Source organism: Staphylococcus ureilyticus (assembly GCF_002902235.1).
GTDB classification, from domain to species: Bacteria; Bacillota; Bacilli; order Staphylococcales; family Staphylococcaceae; genus Staphylococcus; species Staphylococcus ureilyticus.
On the sequence record NZ_PPRL01000172.1, the window covers coordinates 1 to 1,145 of the forward strand.

Sequence of the window (1,145 nt, forward strand, 5' to 3'; positions counted from 1 at the left end):
ATATTTTATATTCAAACATTGTGATAACTTGTATTATAGCAGTAATTATATAGAATAGTGTATTATTTAGTATTGATTTTAACACATCAATTAATTTTTATAATAGGCAACTAAAAATAACGTCAAGGTAACCCATTATTCATTTCAATAAATATCCAACCGCATAAAAAAAGAACGAGTCAAAATCAATCATATCCAAATCGACTTTAAAACTCGTCCTGCTTATTTATCCTATTTATTTTTAAAAATCTAAGAAATGCTTAGAAGCAGTGTAAACTGCTCTTACATACACATTCGATTAACTTTTAGTACTTGATTAAATAAATCTAATTTTTTTCTTCATCTGATGATGTTTTAGAGTCGTTAGACTTACTAGATTCTTTTTCATCTTCTTTATAAAGCGTTTCTTCTTTACGCCAACGTGCAAATAAATTTTGTGCTTTTGCTTGTTCGTCTGCTTTTTTTTCATTAGATTTTTCACTCATTATAAACACCAACCTTTTCTTATTACTTATATAAGGCTAACTTATTTATTAAAAGAATTCAAATCCATTACTCATAATTTGATGCTGGCTTTAATTCTATATGTTCACCTAATTGATTAAGGTCTTGATTCATCTCTATTTCAGTTTTATAAACTCTCATAGATTCAGAACCAAATTTATATATAATAAATTCATCGCCACGTTGCCCAGCTAAATAAGAGTCGTTATATCCCATTCTTTCAATACCAGTTACTGACATAAACTCTCGTTTATCAATCCAATTAAACATATTCTTCGTTTGACTAAGTGGAACGTTATTTAAAATATCATTATCTTCCACTGAATATCTTTGTCCACCTGTTAGATGCCCTTTATTTGCGCTATTATTTAAGGATGATTCATCATTGTGCATTGGATTCCAATCTTGGTCTTTTAAAAAAGGCGCGTATTTGAGTGCGAAAAATACAATTACTATAATGGCAATAATAGCTATAATATTCTTTATAATGCTAAATATGAATCGCATGAACCATCCTCCTATTTTATTCATCAAAATTATAATATGTTTAATAAAGTTTATCATCAGACTATAGGTGTATTTATATTTTAACTATAGACCGATGTATGTTTCATGCATTAATATTAAACTATATTAAAAGG

2 protein-coding genes are annotated in these 1,145 nt (G+C 27.4%); both read right to left on the reverse strand.

Annotated features, from left to right (window positions below; genetic code table 11):
* Nucleotides 1–326 precede the first annotated feature (326 nt).
* Nucleotides 327–485 carry a hypothetical protein gene (locus tag CD150_RS13535; protein WP_164987239.1) on the reverse strand — a complete coding sequence of 53 codons (159 nt, stop codon included), beginning with the start codon at nt 483–485 and terminating at the stop codon, nt 327–329.
* A 67-nt stretch (nt 486–552) separates the two neighbouring features.
* On the reverse strand, nt 553–1,011 hold the full coding sequence (locus tag CD150_RS12960) for a DUF4930 family protein (RefSeq protein ID WP_046207927.1): 459 nt from the start codon (nt 1,009–1,011) through the stop codon (nt 553–555).
* Nucleotides 1,012–1,145 lie beyond the last annotated feature (134 nt).